We start from the raw sequence: 18,649 nt of genomic DNA, 5'->3' as shown, positions 1-18,649 counted from the left end.
TAAGCCCGACCGATCTCCGACTCCTGCCGACGCCCACTCCTCCGCCGCCGCCGGCCACGATGTCAGTGGTCGTGTCTAGTCTGCGTACATGACCGAGACGACGGGCCACGACGACCGCGCCTTCCCGCCCGCCCTGGCCGAGGTGGGCCGGACGGAGTTCCCGTACGAGGACGACGACAGCATCGACTTCGAGCCGTACGAAGCCTTCGACTCCGCCGCGAAGACCACGGACTGGCTCCGCCACTGGACCGGCAACGACGAGCTGGACAGCTCCGCCTACCGGGTCTTCGGCCAGGACGGCACGGGCGGCCTCGCCGCCCTGTGGCTCGCCCGCCCCGGACTTCCGCTCACCGACCAGCCGGTGGTCTTCATGGGCTCGGAAGGGGAGAACGGCGTCGTGGCGGGCAGCCTCTCCGATTTCCTGTGGGTACTGGCCGACGGGCTCGGCCCGTGCGAGGTCGTCGTGCTCCAGGACGACGCGTCGCGCCCCCACGCGGCCCTGAACGAGCTCGCCGAACGCCACGCGACGACGCCGCGGCGACCGGCCCGGGAGATCATCGCCTCGGCGCAGGCGGAGTTCCCCACCTTCGCGGAGGACCTGGAGAAGCTGTGCCGGTGAGCTGAGCCCCCGCGGCGCCCCTCCGCGCCGAACGAGGCCGACATACGTCTGGCCAAGGCCACGGCCTCCCCCGACCATGGTCTCCCGAAGCGTGGACCATACGGGGAAGGCCACCCATGAGCACAGACGAGCCGGGCACGCCGGAGAGCGCTCCTCCACCCCAACGCCCCTGGGCCCGCGGCAATCCGCCCCGCCCACCGCACCCGCCCGGCTCCGGCGGCCCCACCGGCCACCCGGCTCCCGCCGACGGCGGGATGCCCGCGCCGGTCAGCAGCCTGCGCGTACTCATGACGGTCGTCGGCGGCCTCCAGGCCGTCCTCGGCCTGGCCCTGGTGACCAACAGCGTCTCCATCGCCAAGTCCCTCTGGGGCGAGGACGACGCGACGTTCTACGCCGACCGCGCCACCGGGGAGGAGCACTCGGGCACCGTCGTCTTCGTGGGCGTCCTCATCCTGGCGGTCGCCGCCTGGGGCATCCTGACGGCCCTCAAGTTCCCCACCCGCCACCCCAACGTGCGCAATTCGGCCATCGCCTACGGCTGGACGAACCTGGGCTTCACCCTCTTCCTGTGGGCGTTCCTGCCGATCCTGCTCCTGGCCCTGATCTGGCTCGTCGTGGCGATCCTGCTCGTCGTCCGGCCGAACCAGCCGGAGACCCGGGCGTGGTTCGGGGCGCCGGCGAGGCTCTGAGGCTCCCGCTCGACAAAGCCTTGTCAGTCTCCCTTGATACAACTGGCTAGATAGGTGGCGCGATGAGGGGGGCCGGTCATGTCCAACCAGGCATCATCAGGGGAAGCGGTACCCGTTGCAGGACTGCACGAGACGCTGATCACCCGGCGCCTAGAAGAACAAATGAAGCAGCTTGACAACACGGGTTGGCACGCGATCGACGGCATCGTGGGAGTCGAGTCGACGCCCAACGTTCTCTCCCGCCACATCGCTGCCACCGTTCGACAAGCCCTCCAAGGTCTCAAGCCAGCGGACCAAGTTGTGGCGGCGAACCACATCCTCGAATCTCTCAGCACCATCGAAGGTGCCCCTGCGTGGGCCGATACAGATGCGGTCATCGACGGCCCTCGACAACTACTCGCTGTCGCCGAACAGGAGGCGCCGGGCGTCTACGCCATCCGACCCGCCACGCCCCTCTCTGAGACTTCCCTCCTCACTAACTCACCCGAGGATCCGAGCCTCGGCTTTGAACTGCGAGCGGAGCTGGCCACCGCAGACCGTGTGGACCTTCTTTGCGCGTTCGTGAAGTGGCACGGCCTGCGGGTACTCGAGCAGTCCCTCACATCTGCCCGCGATCGCGGCGTCCCCATCAGGGTTCTCACCACCACATACATCGGAGCCACTGAGCGTCGTGCTCTCGACCGCCTCGTTCGCGAGTTCGGCGCCGAAGTCAAGGTCAACTACGAGCTCCGCTCGACTCGCCTGCACGCGAAAGCCTGGCTCTTCCGTCGGAACAGTGGCTTCGACACTGCGTACGTCGGCAGTTCCAACCTGTCCAAGGCTGCGCTCCTCGATGGACTCGAATGGAATGTGAAGCTGTCGTCGGTCGCAACCCCCTCGGTCCTGCGTAAGTTCGAGGCAACCTTCGATGCCTACTGGAGCGAGCGCTCCTTTGAGTCGTACGACCCCGATAGCGACGCACAGCGACTGGATGAGGCGCTTTCTCACGCCGGTGGCCCGAGCGGCCAGCAGGGCAGCAATGTCATCACGCTCTCTGGGCTGGAAGTACGTCCGTACCCTCACCAACGCGACATGCTGGAACGTCTAGAGGTCGAGCGGACCGTCCACGGGCGGAACCGCAACCTCCTCGTCGCAGCGACCGGTACGGGAAAGACCGTGATGGCGGCCCTGGACTACAAGCACCTGCGACACAAGCTTGGCCGGGATCTCCGTCTGCTCTTCGTCGCGCATCGAAAAGAGATCCTGGAGCAGTCCCTGCGGGTGTATCAGAACGTGCTAGTCGACGCTAACTTCGGCGAGCTCTTCTTCGGTGGCCAGGTGCCCGAAGGCTGGAACCACGTCTTCGCGAGTGTTCAGTCACTCAACGCGCGCGCCCTGGAGCGCCTCGCTCCGGATCACTTCGATGTCATCGTGATCGACGAGTTCCACCATGGCACTTCGCCGACCTACCGCAGAATCGTGGACCACTTCGCCCCACAAGAGCTGCTCGGCCTCACCGCCACCCCAGAGCGCATGGACGGGCTGAACGTCCAAGATGAGTTCTTTGACGGCCGAATCGCAGCCGAGATGCGGCTATGGGAAGCACTTGAGAACGAGCTACTGAGCCCGTTCCACTACTTCGGCGTTACCGATAGCACCGATCTCACTACCCTCGCGTGGAAGCGGGGAGCGTACGACTCGGGGGCTCTCAGTAACCTTTTCACAGGTAACGACGCCCGGGCCAGGCTCGTCGTCAAGGCTGTGAAGGACAAGGTCGCCGACCCTGGGATTATGCGGGCTCTGGGCTTCTGCGTCTCGGTGGCACATGCCCGCTTCATGGCTGAGGTCTTCAGATGCGCCGGCCTCAACGCCGTCGCGCTCTCCGGCGACACCCCCAAGCCCGAGCGCAGAGCAGCGCTCGAAGAACTCCGCGCCGGGACGCTGCAAGTCATCTTCTCTGTAGACCTGTTGAACGAGGGACTCGACATTCCCGATGTCGACACCCTTCTTCTCCTGCGACCGACCTCAAGCGCCACGGTGTTCCTTCAGCAGCTGGGACGTGGGCTGCGCCGCACCGAGAACAAGGCTGTGCTCACCGTCCTCGACTTCATCGGTCAGCACCGCAAGGAGTTCAGGTTCGAGGAGCAGTTCCGCGCCCTGACCAACCTGACGCGAAACCGTCTGCTCTCCAACATCGAGGACGACTTCCCCAAGCTGCCGTCTGGCTGCCAGATCATCCTTGAGACCAAGGCCAAGACCCTGATTCTCGACAACATCCGCAACCAGATCGGCGTCAACGTCACTCAGCTTGCCCGCGAGGTCGCTGCTTACGCGGAGCCCCGCCTCGCGGACTACCTCAAGGAGAGCGGTCGAGAGCTCAAGGAGCTCTACCGGGGCAACGGAAACTCATGGACCGGCCTTCTCCGCCGAGCCAAGCTCCTCGATGCGACCGCCCCTGACGGCGAGGCAGCGCTCCTGAAGCGCGTATCGGCGTTCCTCCACGTCGACGATCCAGCACGCGTCTCGGCGTATACGAAGATCCTCGTCGACGATCCCCCCACGTATGACCAGCTCACAGCTCAGGAACAGACGTACGCGCGCATGTTCTTCTTCTCCCTCTGGCCCTTGGGCGGCAATTTCACGAGCTACCAAGAGGGCTTCAACACTCTGCGCACCCAGGGTGCCTTCCGAGACGAGCTCCGCCAGGTACTGGCCCACGTCCTCGACCTAGCGGACCATTTGCCGCTTCCACTGCTAGGCACGCACGCGGATCTCCCCTTGGCAGTTCACGCCTCGTACAGCCGCGAAGAGATCCTCCCCGCACTCGGCCAGTCCACCGTGGACGGCTTCATGCCCGGGCACTTCCGCGAGGGCGTGAAGTGGTGCGAGAACATCGAGACGGATGCTCTTCTCATCACTCTAGAAAAGGACGAGAAAGACTTCTCGCCCGAAACCCGGTACAAGGACTACGCACTAAACGAGTCAGAGTTCCACTGGGAGTCCCAGAACCAGACGTCGGAGACGTCCCCAACAGGCCTTCGCTACCGGACACACACAGAGAAGGGCACTCATGTGCTCCTCTTCGTCCGGCGCTACAAGAAGACAGACATCGGAGGCCCTCAGCCCTGGATGCTGCTGGGACCAGCCGATTACGTCACGCACAAGGGCAGCAAGCCCATGGCAATCACGTGGAAGCTGCGTCACGAAATGACCGCGGACGTCTTGACATACTCAGCAATTGCCGCAGGGTAACCCCTGGCCTACGAGCTCCCACACAGTGAGCTGTGAGACTTCGAGGAGCACGTTCGAACTCCGAGTCTCACGCTTCACTGGCGGGGCACCGATTTGGCGTCCAGCCTTTGCTGGTCCGCGGACATGCCGTCCCCTTGACGTCCCGACCTCTCCGCCGCTCTCAGCTCCACTTCAGTGCAACTCACCTTCACGTACCGATCCGACAAAGTGAGCCCAAGCCCCGGCGCCAACGTGGAAGTGGCCATGACTCGGACGCTTACTGTCACGCACGAGGGTGTCGACGGTGGTGAAGGCAGCCTCAACGCACTCCGTACCGCTACCACCACTGTAAGACGACTTGAACCACTGGGCGTCTTCGTGATCCATCACAGCTCCTCGCAAACCTGGTTCAGGAGCGCGGCAGAGGACTCGAGGTCCAGCGCCTGCGCCCGCAAGTACTCGAACGCCAACTTATAGCGTTCGAGTTCCTGCGGCTTCTCCATGAACAGCCCTCCACCGATGATGTCCACATAGACCACGTCGAGTTCAGGCGTTGAGCCACCCAGGATGACGAAGCTGCCAACCGCCGCGGCATGTGCACCTGCCGCGAACGGCAAAATCTGAATGGTGACGTTGGGCTCGGACGAGACGCTGATCAGGTGTTGCAACTGGTCGCGCATGACCGAGGGGCCTCCGACCATCCGACGGATGACGGCCTCATCGATCACTGCCCAGAGGTGCGGAGGCTCGTCGCGCGTGAGAAGTTCCTGGCGCTTCATCCGGATATCGACCATGTGATTGATCTCTTGGTCAGTGCATCTCATCTCTGAAGCGCGATGAACTGCCTCTGCGTACCTGCGCGTCTGAAGCAACCCGGGAACGTACATGCAGGCGTAGTGCCCCTCGCTCACCACCTCGTCTTCGAGGGTGAGCATGAGGTTCATGGACTCAGGGATGGGATCAGCGAGGGAGCGCCACCAGCCTTGGATTCGAGCCCCCTTGGCCAGGTCGACCAGCGAGTCTCGCTCCCGGTCAGAGGCGCCATACTCACGACAAAGGGCGTCTACGGCTGGCCACTTAACCGTTCCCTCCTTCGTCTCATACCGGCTCAGAGTGGCTTTTGAGATGCCTACGCGGGCGCCCGCCTCCTCCAAAGTGAGGCCCTTCGCCTCGCGGAGTCGGCGTAGATCGGCTCCCAGTTGACGCCTGCGCGTTGTCGGTCCAACTGGCATGTTTTCGGCCCTTCAAGTCGGTCTTCGAGAGGGTGCACGGGGACGAGTCTTGCAGGCAAGGTGGCGTACGCCGGGGGCGCGTGCCACCGAAACTCGCCCCCGAAAGGGCAGAATGAGAGTTCCATTTTGAGAGTTCCACTGTCACCGTATGGAGTGTGGCGGATGCATTGGGCGACCGCCGGTCAGCGTAAAGGGTGATCGGAATGAGTGGGTGCCGCTTTGGTGTCGAGCGTAAGAGGTGGGAACTTCCGTTCCTGGCGGAGGCAGAGGAGCTTGCCGGCCTGCGCAGGGTGATGCGCCTTCACCTTGAGCTATGGGGGCTCTCGTCGATGACCTACTCGGCGCAGGTCTGCGTAACTGAACTCACGAGCAACGTGATCAAGCACGTGGGCCCGGGGACGTCGGCCAGTCTGTCGGTAAGCATGAACGGGGGTTGCCTGCGTATTGAGGTGAACGACTCCGACGGGCAGCGACTCCCGACACTGATCAGGACGGCGGGCCTGGACGAGCGAGGGCGGGGCATGCAACTGGTGGAGGGAGTAGCTGCCCGGTGGGGAGTAATCGTGCGAGGTGCCTCCAAGACGACATGGTGTGAACTCGCCACAGGCCTGCAGTCGGCTGACGGCCATGTCGCCGACGAACAGGTGGCCAAGACGGAAGCGCTCCTGGGTCTCTGCGCGCTGGGGGAAGGCCGGGGCCTCTCACGGCTCAGGCAGATGAGTGCGAAGGAAGCCGCGGAGACCGCCACCGGCTTGATCGCAGACCTTCTGCTCTGGCTGAGGGCGCATGGCTATGACACTGACGAGGCGCTTGACCGTGCGCAGCTCCTCTTCGAGGTTGCATCCGAGGCGGAAGGGGCGGCATGAGTCGTCGTGGGCGTAGCGCCCGGACATACGGCCCGACCGACGGACCGGCCGAGCCGTAGTCCGCCGCGACTCACCTACACGCCCGGAGTCGCGCGTCCCCGCCCCGGCCGAACAGCGAGCCAAGCCCTGATGGTGCTCTCCCGCCAGGCCGGCGAGCGGCCCAACTGATCGTCAGGGGGGGGAGTCCGCCGGCCTGAGGCGGAGTTCATCGGTCACGCGTCTCCGGGTGCGCTTGAGAAACAGGCGGACGGTGGCTGCCGTGATTCCCGCGATCTCCGCGACACCCCCGGTGTCGAGCAGTCGCTCGGGTGGGCTGTCCATGCCTCTCCTTCGCCTCCGCGTCGTGGAGGCAAAAATACCGAGCGGTTGGCGGACGGCAGCGGTGTCGCCCTTGTCGTACCTCTCTGATTCGCCACGTGTTTGATCCCTCCACGGGATCGTCTTTGGGTCGGTAGTCGCCCGTACCCCGTTCTTCTGTCGTACCTCCCGTCATGAGCCCGGCACTTCCGGCCCCGGCTTGCCCCTCCCTTCACCTCCCTGGACAGTGATGCGTCGTGTTCTCGGCGCGGCCCCGTGCCGCGTCTTTCAGCCATGCCCTGGGTCTGATTGGCAACCCATCCCCGCCCCGTTCCAGGAGGTGTCCACGACCGCCGCCCGCCATGCGCAGCCCCGGGCATGGCTACGTGCGGTGGTGTGGCTGGTCGAAGAGGCCGGGGTCCATCCAAAGGCAGGCGAGGCGACACTACGTATCGCGCGGGACCTGGCCGGGCGGATGGACTACACCGCCGGGACCGTGCTGTACGACCTCGACGGCACAGCTACCCGCTGCGCCCTGTCGAGGGCCACGGTCAAGCGCCACGTCGGATATCTACGGGAGTTGGGGGCGCTGGTCTGGGTCCGGCACGGGTCGCGACGCAACCTGCGGCTTCCCGGACGTCCGTACGCGGGTACGGCAACGATCTACGCGGCCACCATCCCGTACGCCTACGACCGGGCGCACGGTCACCGAGTCGAAGGCCAAGGGTTTCGGGGCCGGGTGGTCGCGGTGCCGGTGCCGCCCGTACACACCCCAGCAGCAGACGGTCCCCACAGCCGGGTGCGTGAGCCCCAATCTCTCGCCGCCCGCCCCCGCAAACCCGTAGTCGAGGCAGACGGGCGCTTTAAAGACACCCAGCGCAGGCACGCGAGGCCGCGGACCGCCTCCCACCCCTGGAACTCGACGCCGCGGAGTCCGCTTCAGGTCGCCGCCGACATCAGGATCGCCGCTCAGGTCCGACCGCATGTCCCTTGGATCCAGAGCGAGGGGTTACGTCGACTCGCCTGCACCCTGCGGCCGTTGATCGACCAGGGCCTCGACGCCCACGACATCGCCGCCGAGCTGACCTCCTGGTGGGTCAACTGGCGCCCCGCGCAGCCCGCCGCGTACATCACCGCGCAACTCCGTAACCGGACCGCTGACGTTCCGAACGAAGGCCAGTCGGTCGAAGCTGCCCACTCGCACACCGTCGAGCCCACCGGAAACCCCGCATGGCAGGCATGGCTCCGGCAACGCGCCACGGCACCAGAGTTCCACGAACCGCAACGCACCGACGACGACCGCCGCCACGCCCGCCTCCACGGCTGGGACCGATGGGCGGAGATCGCCGACCACTACGCCGCGGACCCCGACGACGCCCTGGACCTCTACGGCACCCGCCTGTGCGGCTACTCCGTCAAACGCGCTTCGGACGACTGGGCACGGCGGTGAGACGAATGCACGCACGCGAATCGGCTCTGCGGAGGGGCCGTGGCCCCCTACACCGGCTCCGAGGTCCCGGACAGTTCCGTCAGGCGCTCGCGGGCCCGGTCGGCGTAGGGGGCCACGTTCAGACCGGCACAGAGGCGCAGGTCGGTCCCGGCCCCGGCGAGGTCGCCGCCTCCGGCACGGCAGGCGGCCCGCTCCCAGAGCAGTTCGCCCCGGTCGGCGTCCGGCAGGTCGAGGGCTGCGGTGAAGTCGTCGATCGCCTCCGGCCACCGCTCGGCGGAGCGGTGCACGTAGCCGCGGTTGTAGAGCAGGGACGCGTCGGGGCCGACGAGTTCCAGGGCACGGGTGAGGTCCTCGACCGCATCGTCGGACCGGCCTTGTTCCTGGGCGATGACCGCGCGGTTGGCCAGCGCCTCGTAGAGGGCCGGGTCGTGCTCCAGGGCCGTGGTGAAGTCGGCCAGGGCGGCATCGGCGTCGCCGTCCTCCAAGGCAAGGAGACCGCGGGTGCACAGCAGGTCGGCGCTGTCGGGGTGACGGGCCAGGCCCTCGGTCACGTCCCCCCAGGCGCCGTCAAGGGCGCCGGCCTCCAGCAGCAGGGAGGCGCGGTTGATCCGGGCGCGCAGGTAGTCCGGTTCCAGTTCCAGTACGTAACCGAAGTCTGTGAGTGCGCCCTTGGCGTCGCCGAGTTCCGCGCGCAGGTCACCACGGTTGTAGTACGCCTCGGGGAACGGCGGGCTGACGTCGATGGCGCACTGGTAGTCGGCCAGGGCCGCTTCGGTGTCGCCGGACCGCCGGTGGAGCGAGGCCCTGTCGAAGTAGTACTCGGGGTGGTTGGGGTCGGCGGCGATCACCCGGGAGAGGTCGGCGACACCCTCCTCCACCCGGCCCAGCGCGGCTCGCACCTGGCCGCGGTTGTGCAGCAGCACCGAACGGTGCAGCTCGTGCTCGCCCGGCGCCAGGTCGGCGTCAAGCTGGGCCAGCCCCTCGGTCACCAGCTCCTCGGCCCGAGTGAGGTTGCCCATGTGCATCTCCACCAGGGCCAGCCCGTTCTGCTGGAAGACCTTCTGGAACGAGCGGGACGCCTCGGGCATCTGCGACGCCAGGGCGATGGCGGTGTGCAGGTGAGCGCGGGCGGTGAGGTGGTTGCGGGCATCGGGCGCGCGGTGGCGGGTGTACAGCATGCCCAGCGCGTAGTTGGAGAACAGGTGCACCATCGGCGTCGTGAAGCGGCTGCGCAGGTCGAAGTAGATCTCCTCCGCCTCGTCCGCCTGCCCGAGGACGGCCAGCGCACTCGTCAGTTTGGTGCTCGCCGAGCAGTACGCGTCCTCGTCCCGCTCGGGGTCGGCAAGCGCCCGCGCCCGGCGGCCCAGTTCGATCGCCGCGTGGTAGAAGCCCATGTCCACGCAGCGGCCGGTCGCTCCCAGCACCGCCCTCAGCCCCGCGCCGTGCGGGTCGCTCCCGCGCTCCAGGTGGTAAGGGAGGGCGCCGAGCCGGTGTGCCTGCGGCAGGGTCCGTTCCAGTTCCGCGGCCCTGGCGTCGTGCAGCTCGGCCCGTGCCCTCGCGGGCGCGGCCTCGTAGGCGGACCGTTCGCCGGCCACGTCGGAGGTGCCGTCGGAATCCACGTAAGCCCGCACCAGGTCGGCTCCTTGCCGCGGCTCGGCGGGGGCGGTGGCCGGGGCGTCCACGCGTACGGCGTACCGGGCCAGCGCGCCCGCCAGTTCCGCAGCGTGCGGCGGCAGCGGGTCGGCGGTGGTGGCCACGACCACGCGCAGCCGGGCCGGGTCCACCCGGCGCAGGACGATGGCCAGCAGTTCCTGCTCGGTGGCGTCAGCCGCGTGCACGGCATCGAAGCGTACGGTGACCGGTCGGCGGGAGTCGGCCGCCCAGCGGTTCAGGAACTCCACCACGCCGTGTGCCAGGCGCCGGGTCCGCCCGGGGCCGTAGAACCGGGTGCGCTCCTCGGGGATGGCCAGCGAGGTGAGGGTCTCGTGGGACGGCGCCACGACGGATTCCAAATCGGGGGCGACCGACAGCAGTTCGACGTCGTGGGTGCTCACCAGCTCCGGCGTCTCGGCCCACACCCGGGGCACCGCCAGGTTCAGCAGTGCGGCGGTCCCGGCGTACGGGCCCCGGCCGAGGTGGTGGCTGCTGACGGCGTGGAACTCCCCCGCGGCGGGCCGGGGAAAGGCGGCGTCCAGCGCGGCGTCTCGGTCCCGGCGGGTGACACCGACGATCCACAGGTGTGCGGGCTGCTCGGTCATCGGGTGCGTTCCTGTTCTGCGTGAAGGGCGGTGGGGGCGGGGAGAGGTGCGACGTCCGGGGCGGGCTTCGGAACCGCTTCCGTACGCTTCCCCTGCTGCAGCCGCCGCGCGCGGCGGCGGTCGCGCAGGGCCACCACTCCGACCAGGCCGAACTGCACGACGCTCAGCGCCAGGAAGCCGACGGAGTCCCAGAAGCCTGAGTCCGGATTCCCGGGGTTGCCGAGCCGGTCGACGAGGAGGCGCACGAAGTGGACGAGGACCGGGACCGCTGTGGCGGCGGCGGTCAGCAGCATCACCAGCACGCCCGCCGCGGCGAAGGGCGCGTACCAGCGCGCGACCTTGCGGTCGCGGTCCGACCACTGCTCCAGGTCCACCACACGGTGCCGCAGCCCCAGAAGACGGCAGAGGGTGTTGCGGATGAGCGCACGCGTCGCGTCGTGCAGGGCTACGCAGCCGAGGGCTGTGGAGAAAACGTAATAGAGGTCGGTCCGCAGGAAGAGGTAGAACTGCCAGATGAACCGCAGCGCGGTGACAAAGGCGAGAGCCACCGCGAATCGCCCCACGAAGGAAAGGTCATGACCGTGTCGATACGCGTCGACGGCGGCTGCACAGATCAGCAGACAGAAAATAATGGTGTCGGCAACCATGCCGGCCAGGAAAGGCAGATAACGTTTTCTCCTGGAAACCCCGAGCAATCCGTTCAGCGTCGTCTCGAACACCACGAAGTAAAGTCGGCGCCCAACGCCGAGACGAGAGGGTACCCCTATCCGCCGACCGGCCAGCGCATGGAAGGATTCGTGAAGGAAGACGAACGGCAACTGAGCGAAGAGTAGACCGACCTGCACCAGCAGCAGCGAATCGCTGAAGAACAGAGCCTTCGGATAGGGGCGCACTTCAGGCATCCGCACCAGGAGCACCACACACACCACGGCTATCGCCCCATAGACGACCCATGCCACGGGCGAGAAGACCGCGCGCCCGAGCCGTGCGTAACGTACGGCAGTCGGCGCCACAGTGCCCGGATCGTCACCGGCACCCCGAACAAAGCCCAGGTCGTTCAGGGTTTCCAGGAAGTCGTCCATGTCGACGGGTTCGTCGTAGGCGGCGTTGTACCAGGCGACGGCGTCAGCCAGGGGCATGCCGTTGGTGAGCTTATGGAGCAGCATCGCTCCGTCGGCGGGAAAAAGGGCGTACGAATCGGTGTCGGCCCGGCCGACGAGCACCTCGTCACCCTCCGGAACGAATGTCAACTGATGAAAGGCAGGCTCCGCGGTCTGCCGAGTATCCGCCATGCCGCCTCCGCGTCGGATCTGCCGGCAACCTCCCGGCATCGTATGGGGAAAGCACCGTGGTGCCCGGAATTCGAGAAATTCCGGGCACCACGGCCGACATCAGTTCGGAGCCACGATACACATCGGCGGCCAGTAGGCGCTCGCGCTCGTGGTGAGCTTCACACCACCGGTCTTGCGTACGACGATTTTCTTCATCGGGATCCCCCCTTTTCGATGGAATGATCTTTCTCGGCCGGAACGCGGACTTTCAGGAATTCATCCAGTCCTTGGCCTTGGGCTCGTCACTTATAGCACTGCCGCCGGGCACCTCACCAGAACATGAAGAACAAGAAAGGGCTCGTGGGAATTATTTCAGCCGAGATACAGCACTAGGGTTTGATGCGACCGATATCGGCCTTGCCTGCCACAAAACCAATAACAAACCCGGCCACCGGCGGGCACTCCCACCGACCGCACTCCCGCCCCGACCACCGGAACGGCCGGCAACGACCCGGCCCGACCCACACCAGCAGCCAGGCCGCACCCCACCCGCGAGCCCAAAGCTCAAGGTCACGTCCCACCGCCCCCGCGCCCCCACGACGCCACTCCCTCTCGCCGCACCGCACGGGACCATCCACCCCCTCAACCCGATCTTCCTGGCCGAAAGTCGCCGCCGCCGCTCCACTTGAGGGCGCAAGCGCACCCGCCCCGTGAAGGGGCTGTGAACTTCCTCGGATGGAGGGCGACCATCCCTAAGGAACGGACACGGTGCAGCCGAGGGCCGCGACGGCCTGGCCGACCTGCTCGACGCGCACTCGCGGGTCGCCGCCGTCCCACGGGCCACGCCCCCACCGCGGCCGCCTCGGCCTTTCACCGCACGTCCACTGATCGTCGGACCGGCCATCGCCTGGACCCTGCGCATGCCCTGGGAGGGCGACCGGGCCGCGGATCGGGACCAGCCGCCCGGCCCCGCGTTCCACGGTGGCGGCTTGTTCCTGCGGCTTGTTCATGGAGAAGCCGCAGGTACTGGATCTTCCGTCGTCTACCGCGCTCCTGAACCAGGTCTGCGAGGAGCTGTGATGGATCACGGAGATGCCCGTTGGTTCAAGTCGTCGTACAGCGGAGGCAGCGGCACGGAGTGCATTGAGACGGGGTTCACCGCCGTCGGTGCAACTGTGCGCGACAGCGAGAACTCTTCCGGCAGGCATACGCCCTGTTAGACCTCGGTCGGCGCCCCAACGAGGAGACGCCTGCCTTCGAAGCGTTCGCGTACCTCCACGAGACGGCACGTGTAGCTCAGAGCCTTCTGACGTCTTCGCCGAATTCGGAAGGGCTTCGGTCCACCAACCTGGCATGCAGTCTCACCTGGGCGGTGGGTAGGCCGGCCCCTTCCGGCTCAACGACCTCGGCTGAACCGCCCTGTCTGGTCACCATGCCCATCGTGGGTGTGGTCTGGGACGAGAACCGCCAGATCAACGTGCAGGCTGATAGCACGGCCTGGCACACCGCCGAGCACGCGGCCTCGACCACCGACACCAAATATGGACGCCAAGGGCGAGATGACGTGACCGACCCCTACTTCGCTCCCGCTTCCTGATGGGCGCCACCCGGCCGGTGCTCGTCGTTGCTGAGCGGCTCGACGCCTCCGCCGACATGGTCGTGGACCATCTGAACCAACGAGACGTACCCGTCATGCGATTCGCCTCAGCCGACTTCCCTCAGAGCGTCTCTCCCTGACCGCCGACCACTGGTCGAGAACGCCTGGATAGGGCGGTTTTCTGAGCGACGAGCGCCGATCGGTGCGGCTTAAGGACGTACGAGCCGTCTACTACAGACGCCCTGGCCGTCCCGTCATCGCGGACACCGTGGCAGAGCCGTACACGACCTGGGCGCGGAACCAGGCAGACGCCGCAATGCTCAATCTCCTGTCCGCCCTGCCCGTTCGTTGGATCAACAATCCTCACTACGACCGCATCGCCGCTCACAAACCCCAACAGGTCGTCGCGGCCGCCCGCGCCGGCTTGAGAGTCCCGCGCAGCATCATCACCAACGCCCCGCCTGCCGGTCAGTGCCGGGCGACGTCGCCGCGATCCGATCCGCCTGGCCGTCCAGTCGACGCGAGGGACGGACCATCGCATGCGCGTGGCCGGAAGTCACTGAGTGACATTGCGCCAGGTGTGATCTCGGTTACCTTCGGGGGGACTGAATGGAGAACCGTGATGATTCGGGGCTGGGAAGCGGATCCTTCATCACCGCTGATGCGCCGCTTGGGCAAGTCCCCAGCCGAGCTCGGGACCACGGGCGGCGAGCAGGGATGCCCGGATATCTGGGAACTGGAGAACGGGGACATCGCCGTCGTTGGCCGCGACCTCACCGAGGCCTACCTGCCGCACCTTCCCCCGGGGCTCGTCGTCGCCCCGGACGAACGGATCGTCGTCATCCCCCGCAGGACAGCCGCTGCGGCGAAGGCAGACCTGCCTGATGCTTAGCCCACAGGCAGACGGCCCGGGTCAGCGCCTCGGGCTTGACGACTACTCAGAGGACTTCGGTCGCCATTTCTGGCGTTCCGGTTCCGAGGGGTTCTGGAAACTCGAACGTCAGCAGAGCTTCCGGGAGCCCGGGGTGGAGAGCTGGGAGGCCTTCCGCAAAGGGTGCTGGGACGAGTCCCTGGCACTGATCGAGGGACAGCGGAGTCACTACGAGGAGTACCTCCAGCAAATCGCCGGAAGCGGATTCGCCCTCCACCGTGTCCGCTGTGTCGAGGAGCCCATCTCTCCGTACCTCCAGTGGGAGCTTCACCTGCTCAACCTGAAGGCCCAGTGCGGGGAAGATACAAGAGTCCTCGGTCGGGAGGGCATCCTCCGGTACGAGGCGCAGCATCCGCTTCCGGAGATCGTGGTCCTCGGATCCTCGGTGATGTACGAGGTGCTTTATGACGACGACGGGACGCTCGCCGGCGGTATCCGCTTCGACGATCCTTACGCCATCTCCCGATGGCGGAAGACGATTCAGGAAATGCACCGGGCCGGTGAGTCGTTGGGCAGCTTCTTCAGCCGCCAGGTCGCCCGACTCCCTCCGCCGACCGTGACTGAGCAGCAGGGCTGAACATTCCTGCCCGGGACCCGGCGGAGATCTCGGAATGGGCATGCCGTTTCGGTCGAACCCCCGCCGTATCGTGAGGGCCACACATGCGCATCGTCTTGATTTCGTACTCTGCACAGGGATTCGCGCTCCTGCACAGCGTGTGCGAACGAGCCGGGCACACGCCCGTCGCTTACCTGCATGCACGGTCACTGCGACCGGGCGAACCGACACGCCGGGGTGCAGGCGACGTCGTGGGCGAGATCGTCGATGCGCTGCCGAATGGGATGGACCTACTTATTCCGGGCCGGAAGAATATGCTGCCGCACATTGTCGCGGGGTACCAGGCCGATCTTATCGTCTGCTACGGCTTCCCCTGGAAGTTGCCGTCGACGGTACTCCGGTCGACGCACTTGGGCGCCATCAACGTACATACGTCGATGCTGCCAAAATATCGAGGCCCCATCCCGGTCAATTGGGCGATCAGGAACGGCGACAAGGAAATCGGCGTCAGTATCCACTGGATGGAGGACGAGTTCGACTCCGGCGGGGTCCTGGCTCAGGAAGCAGGGATTGCGTTGGGCGACGATGTCGCCCCCGGATTGCTGTGGGAAGAGGTCGACCGACACATCGAGCGGCTTCTGCCCCGCGCGCTCTCGCTGGCCGTAGCCGGTTCGCCCGGTACGCCGCAGGAGGAGAGGTCTGCCACTTACGCAGGGTGGATGGAACCCGAGTTCTCGCAGATCGACTGGAGCACCGGCAGGGAGGCGATCCACAATCAGGTGCGCGCCATCAGATTCGGCAGCTCGGGAAGATCCGGCCCAGTTGCCACGGTGACCGGACGCCGACTGCGGGTTCTGCGCACGTCGTTGCAGCGGGCGGACGGGATCAGGGTGATGTGTGGGGATGGGCCCGTGTGGATCACGGAGTCCGTACCCGTGGAAGACTCCGAATCCTGAAGGGCACCGAACCAGCCGCCGCCTGTCAGTTCGGGTCTGTTGACGTGGCCTCCGCCAGGGAGCTCCGGTACCGCCCGAGCTTGTCGCGGATAGCCGTCGTCCACGGGTGCTCCGGACCGAGCGCCCGCTCACGCCATTCCCTGACGACTTCCGCCTGCTCGATGGCTTCCCGGTGTCGGCCGACCGTGTTCAGGACATTGCTGAGCAGGCTTCGTGCCGCCAGCGTGATGGGGTAGTCGGCTCCGAACCGGCGTTCATGCGCCGCCAGAGCACGGCGGGCCGACAGTAACGCTTCGGCGTGCTTTCCGGTGTTCAGCAACGCTCCGGCGCAGTTGAGATCGGCCGCCAGCGTAATCGGGTGGTCTGCGCCCAGCTCACGGCGACAGTCGGCGACCAGATCCGCTCCTGCGGGTGCCTCACGGTCCAGCTCCGGTCCAGGAGGCAGTTCGAGCAGACACGCCCGCGCCTCCAGCGTCAGCGGGTGCCAAGGGCCCAGCAGCGCGGCTCGCCCGGCGACCGCCCGGTGCATCAGCTGCATGGCTTCCGTCAGCCGATCGAGCCAGACCAACGGGCGGGCCAAATGGAGGCAGGTGGTCAGGGTGTCCGGCGCCTCGGGGCCCCAGACCCGTTCGAGGTCGTCGAGCAGCTCGCGGTGGAGATCCGCCGCCTCGTCGAGGCGCCCCAGACGATCGGTTGCCTTCCCGATCCGCTGGCGCAGGCGCAGCACGAGAACGTGATCGTTTCCTAGGCGTCGTCGCGCGAGCGCCGTCGCCTGTTCGGCCGTGACCAGCGCAGATGCGTAGTCGCCGGAACGATGCTGGGCCGTCGCCAGGCGCAGGGCGCAGACGGCAGCGGACTCGGCGGTGCCGACCGTGGTCTCGGGCCAGGTGATGACGCGGCGGAGCAGGGCCAGCACATGCGGAGTGAGAATGGTGAGCAGGCCGTCACGCAAGCCGCGTTCCGGGGACACTGGCAGGGATCGCAGAAGGAGTCCGGCCGCCGCGGCAACGAGTCGATCGCGTTCACTGGCCGGAGTGACGCGCGCGACGCTGTCGAGCAGCACTCCGTGCGTGCGCAAGCAGCGGATGTCGCCGGGAACGAGTTCGGTGAGCGAGTGGTCAAGCAGCCCTCGAAGTGCCAGTTCCACCCGGTCGGCGGACAGAGGCAGGAGGTCGAGCGGGACGTCGGCCAGCAGTGTCAGGGGCAGCGGGTCGTTCGACCAGCAGGCCAGAAGGCGCAGCAGGGCGACAGCCTCGGGCAGGTTCTGCCCGGTCAGAGAGTTCAGTGAGAGCTGCCACGTTCCGCTGACCAGGTGACGCGAGTCGTTGCCCGCCGCGATGGCTCCCTGGTCGATCAGTTCGATGGGGTCCGAACGCTCCTGCAGGCGACGCCCGTACTCCTCCATCGTCCAAGGTGCGATGACCTGGTGGGCCAGAAAACCGCCGGCCAGAGTCAGCGCGAGCGGCAGGCGGCCGAGCCTGTCGGCAATGGCTGCCGCGTCCTCGGCGGAACCCGTTCCGGGGGCGAGGTCGCGCAGGACCTGGGCCGCCTCCTCACGCGGCAGGACATCCACGTACAGCAGCTCGGCAGCGGGCCACCAGTGGCCGGCTGCCTGCCGCGTGGTCACGAGGACGGTTCCGCGTGGGCTGGTGCGCAGCCACCCACCGTCCCGAAGCACCGCTGGGTCATCGGCGTTGTCCAGCACCAGGAGCCATGGCACGCCGGACCGGTCGAGATGGTCCCAGACCAAGTCCGCTGCCGCCCGTAAGCCATTGCGTGCGGCCATCAGTTCACCGTCTTCGGCACCGCGGTCAGCGGCCACGGCGAGCATCCCGGCCCGCAGGGATGCCTGATCGGACGCGTTGACCCACAGGCCCAGGCGGCCGCGTTCCCGGGTGGCATGTTCGAAGAGTGCGCACGCCACGGCCGTCTTTCCGCACCCTCCCAGGCCGTGCAGGACGAACACGGTGTTTCCGGCGTCCTCGGATACCGCCTCCCTCAGGCGTCCGATGAGTTCGCCGCGATCCCTCAAAATCGCCGGTGCTCGGCCGACGGGCGGTTGCCGCACCGAGTCCGGGCCGGTCCAGGCGTGGCCGTGATGGTGGTGCTCGGTGATGTGCTGGTCCCCGGATGCCTGGTAAACGCGCCCCTGATCAGCGGCGCGTCCGTCGTTGCGGCCGGTCACCGCTGGTCGATGTTCAGATCGCGGCCGGCCTGATAGACGCGTGCACTGCCGGATGCGGTCGCACGTTGGGTGACGGTCACGATGGCGGGTGTGCCGGGGTCGAGTTCGGCCAACAGGGAGTGCAGTTCCGCCACCAGCTCGGGGTGGGCGACGAGGAGACGGCGAATGCGGCCCTGCCACTCCGCCGCGATCTCCCGCTCAGTCTGCTCGTCACCACTGCTCCGCGCGCCCAGCAGGTCGCGGCGCGACGTGTCGAGCTGGGCGGCGATCTGCTCCTCGTGGTCCGGCCGGACACGTCGCCACAGCGCGATCACGCTGTTCCGGACGCCATTCCAGGTGTCGGTCGCCAGCAGCGTCGCGATAGTCGTTCCGGCGGTTCCTGCTAAAAGAGTGATCTCCGCGTCCATCCTTTGCCCTCCCTCGATCCGGCCCGAGTCACAACCCTATGGAGTCGACGCGGCCTCAGTACACCGGACTTTCAGCGACATTTCGTGCCACTCTCGACCCGATGCCCTGAACCGGTCGCCGGTAC

The 18,649-nt window shown here is 66.9% G+C and carries 17 protein-coding genes and 1 pseudogene; 11 read left to right on the top strand and 7 right to left on the bottom strand.

Going from position 1 to position 18,649, the window contains the following annotated elements:
* The first annotated feature begins 88 nt into the window (after positions 1-88).
* From ACGFZA_RS31185 to ACGFZA_RS31175, 3 genes are all read left to right on the top strand, one after another.
* Positions 89-619: an SMI1/KNR4 family protein gene (locus tag ACGFZA_RS31185; protein ID WP_393683489.1), complete on the top strand. Its 531-nt coding sequence runs from the start codon at positions 89-91 to the stop codon at positions 617-619.
* 116 nt (positions 620-735) lie between these two features.
* Positions 736-1,308 carry a hypothetical protein gene (locus ACGFZA_RS31180; RefSeq protein WP_393683487.1) on the top strand — a complete coding sequence of 191 codons (573 nt, stop codon included), beginning with the start codon at positions 736-738 and terminating at the stop codon, positions 1,306-1,308.
* 78 nt (positions 1,309-1,386) lie between these two features.
* The gene (locus ACGFZA_RS31175; protein ID WP_393683485.1) at positions 1,387-4,539 is read left to right on the top strand and encodes a DUF3427 domain-containing protein; all 3,153 of its coding nucleotides are present in this window, start codon (positions 1,387-1,389) and stop codon (positions 4,537-4,539) included.
* A gap of 171 nt (positions 4,540-4,710) precedes the next feature.
* Here the strand turns inward: ACGFZA_RS31175 and ACGFZA_RS31170 are convergent, their stop codons facing one another.
* Together ACGFZA_RS31170 and ACGFZA_RS31165 are read right to left on the bottom strand one after the other, a co-directional pair.
* The gene (locus tag ACGFZA_RS31170) at positions 4,711-4,905 is read right to left on the bottom strand and encodes a DUF397 domain-containing protein (protein ID WP_393683483.1); all 195 of its coding nucleotides are present in this window, start codon (positions 4,903-4,905) and stop codon (positions 4,711-4,713) included.
* On the bottom strand, positions 4,905-5,750 hold the full coding sequence (locus ACGFZA_RS31165) for a helix-turn-helix domain-containing protein (RefSeq protein WP_393683481.1): 846 nt from the start codon (positions 5,748-5,750) through the stop codon (positions 4,905-4,907). The genes ACGFZA_RS31170 and ACGFZA_RS31165 overlap by 1 nt, the downstream gene beginning before the upstream one ends.
* A 203-nt stretch (positions 5,751-5,953) precedes the next feature.
* Here ACGFZA_RS31165 and ACGFZA_RS31160 point away from each other — a divergent pair, with 203 nt between their 5' ends.
* On the top strand, positions 5,954-6,616 hold the full coding sequence (locus ACGFZA_RS31160; protein WP_393683479.1) for an ATP-binding protein: 663 nt from the start codon (positions 5,954-5,956) through the stop codon (positions 6,614-6,616).
* Positions 6,617-6,787: 171 nt separating this feature from the next.
* Here the strand turns inward: ACGFZA_RS31160 and ACGFZA_RS31155 are convergent, their stop codons facing one another.
* Entirely contained in the window at positions 6,788-6,937 is a 150-nt protein-coding gene (locus ACGFZA_RS31155; protein ID WP_393683477.1) for a hypothetical protein, read from the bottom strand.
* A 316-nt stretch (positions 6,938-7,253) separates the two neighbouring features.
* Between ACGFZA_RS31155 and ACGFZA_RS31150 the strand changes: the two genes are divergently transcribed.
* Complete coding sequence (locus ACGFZA_RS31150) at positions 7,254-8,363, top strand: cell wall protein (RefSeq protein WP_393683475.1); 1,110 nt, start codon at positions 7,254-7,256, stop codon at positions 8,361-8,363.
* A 47-nt stretch (positions 8,364-8,410) separates the two neighbouring features.
* On the opposite strand, the gene ACGFZA_RS31145 is transcribed toward ACGFZA_RS31150, so the two are convergent.
* Both ACGFZA_RS31145 and ACGFZA_RS31140 read right to left on the bottom strand, forming a co-directional pair.
* Entirely contained in the window at positions 8,411-10,621 is a 2,211-nt protein-coding gene (locus ACGFZA_RS31145; protein ID WP_393683473.1) for a tetratricopeptide repeat protein, read from the bottom strand.
* On the bottom strand, positions 10,618-11,913 hold the full coding sequence (locus ACGFZA_RS31140; protein ID WP_393683471.1) for a hypothetical protein: 1,296 nt from the start codon (positions 11,911-11,913) through the stop codon (positions 10,618-10,620). The genes ACGFZA_RS31145 and ACGFZA_RS31140 overlap by 4 nt, the downstream gene beginning before the upstream one ends.
* Before the next feature lie 770 nt (positions 11,914-12,683).
* Here ACGFZA_RS31140 and ACGFZA_RS31135 point away from each other — a divergent pair.
* The 6 genes and pseudogenes from ACGFZA_RS31135 to ACGFZA_RS31110 form a co-directional block, all read left to right on the top strand.
* Positions 12,684-12,872: pseudogene (locus ACGFZA_RS31135) on the top strand (phosphodiesterase); the annotation flags it as partial.
* Between the two features lie 99 nt (positions 12,873-12,971).
* Positions 12,972-13,112 carry a DUF397 domain-containing protein gene (locus ACGFZA_RS31130; protein WP_393683469.1) on the top strand — a complete coding sequence of 47 codons (141 nt, stop codon included), beginning with the start codon at positions 12,972-12,974 and terminating at the stop codon, positions 13,110-13,112.
* A gap of 212 nt (positions 13,113-13,324) precedes the next feature.
* Entirely contained in the window at positions 13,325-13,489 is a 165-nt protein-coding gene (locus tag ACGFZA_RS31125) for a hypothetical protein (RefSeq protein ID WP_393683467.1), read from the top strand.
* A 622-nt stretch (positions 13,490-14,111) separates the two neighbouring features.
* Positions 14,112-14,381: a hypothetical protein gene (locus tag ACGFZA_RS31120; protein ID WP_393683465.1), complete on the top strand. Its 270-nt coding sequence runs from the start codon at positions 14,112-14,114 to the stop codon at positions 14,379-14,381.
* Entirely contained in the window at positions 14,374-14,997 is a 624-nt protein-coding gene (locus ACGFZA_RS31115; protein ID WP_393683463.1) for a DUF6879 family protein, read from the top strand. The genes ACGFZA_RS31120 and ACGFZA_RS31115 overlap by 8 nt, the downstream gene beginning before the upstream one ends.
* 230 nt (positions 14,998-15,227) lie before the next feature.
* Positions 15,228-15,932: a methionyl-tRNA formyltransferase gene (locus ACGFZA_RS31110; RefSeq protein ID WP_393683461.1), complete on the top strand. Its 705-nt coding sequence runs from the start codon at positions 15,228-15,230 to the stop codon at positions 15,930-15,932.
* A 25-nt stretch (positions 15,933-15,957) separates the two neighbouring features.
* Here ACGFZA_RS31110 and ACGFZA_RS31105 read toward each other — a convergent pair whose 3' ends face one another.
* Positions 15,958-18,117: a tetratricopeptide repeat protein gene (locus ACGFZA_RS31105; RefSeq protein ID WP_393683459.1), complete on the bottom strand. Its 2,160-nt coding sequence runs from the start codon at positions 18,115-18,117 to the stop codon at positions 15,958-15,960.
* Positions 18,114-18,524: a hypothetical protein gene (locus tag ACGFZA_RS31100; RefSeq protein WP_393683457.1), complete on the bottom strand. Its 411-nt coding sequence runs from the start codon at positions 18,522-18,524 to the stop codon at positions 18,114-18,116. Before ACGFZA_RS31100 ends, ACGFZA_RS31105 begins: the two co-directional genes overlap by 4 nt.
* Between the last annotated feature and the right edge of the window lie 125 nt (positions 18,525-18,649).

The sequence above is a fragment of the Streptomyces sp. NPDC048211 genome (assembly GCF_043202315.1).
Taxonomy (GTDB): Bacteria; Actinomycetota; Actinomycetes; order Streptomycetales; family Streptomycetaceae; genus Streptomyces.
This window is presented reverse-complemented; position numbering and strand designations above follow the sequence as displayed.